The 1022-nt window shown below is 45.4% G+C and carries 1 protein-coding gene; it reads right to left on the minus strand.

All coding sequences use genetic code 11. The features are described from left to right. Positions 1–1022, minus strand: a 1022-nt coding sequence (locus HMPREF0848_RS04800) for a Spy0128 family protein (protein ID WP_037608943.1), incomplete at both ends; no start/stop codon positions are given.

A 1022-nucleotide genomic window follows, 5' to 3' on the forward strand; every position in this document is an offset into this window, starting at 1 on the left:
GGCGCTACCGCATAGTTGTTAAACTCGCTATCCGCTGGCATTACAACATTGGCTGTCAAGATACCAGTTGTGGCGTCTTTTGTGACCTTAACTGTCACTTCGGCGTTCATAGTATCGTAGTCAATATCTGTATCTGTGCCGGCTACTTCACGAACAGTGTAGGTATGTGTACCTTCTTTATCATATGAAATAGCGTCAAATTGGATCGTGCCGTCTGCCCCATTCTTCTTCGTTTGGAGAACTTGACCGTTTTCAAGCAACTCGAAGCTGAAAGCATCTGCCTCTAGGGCTTTGCCTTCAAGTTTCTTCGTGAACTTGAATTGGGCACTGGTTGCCGCTGGGGTGAACGTATTATTGAACTCTGTATCTGTTGGAAGAGCTTTGGTCGCTGTAAGGGTATGACCATCTTTCGTGACAGTAACTGTTACCTCTGCCTTCATTGGGTCATAACTCATTCCGGCTTCTGAACCTGCGACTTCTTCTACAGTGTACTTATGCACGCCAACTTCATTATTCTTATAAGTGAGTGCATCGAAGGCTACTTTTCCTGAAGCATCATTGGTCTTCGTTTGGAGAACTTGACCAGTCGCATCTTTCAAGACAAAACTGAACTCGCCATCTTTTAGAGTGCGTCCTGACAAGACTTTACTAAAGTCAAATTGCGCTGTCACTGGTGCTACCGCATAGTTGTTAAACTCACTATCCGCTGGCATTACAACATTGGCTGTCAAGATACCAGTTGTGGCGTCTTTTGTGACCTTAACTGTCACTTCGGCGTTCATAGTATCGTAGTCAATATCTGTATCTGTGCCTGCCACTTCACGAACAGTGTAGGTATGTGTACCTTCTTTATCATATGAAATAGCGTCAAATTGGATCGTGCCGTCTGCCCCATTCTTCTTCGTTTGGAGAACTTGACCGTTTTCAAGCAACTCGAAGCTGAAAGCATCTGCCTCTAGGGCTTTGCCTTCAAGTTTCTTCGTGAACTTGAATTGGGCACTGGTTGCCGCTGGGGTGAACGT

Origin of the sequence: Streptococcus sp. C150 (assembly GCF_000187445.1) — a bacterium.
Taxonomy (GTDB): domain Bacteria; phylum Bacillota; class Bacilli; order Lactobacillales; family Streptococcaceae; genus Streptococcus; species Streptococcus raffinosi.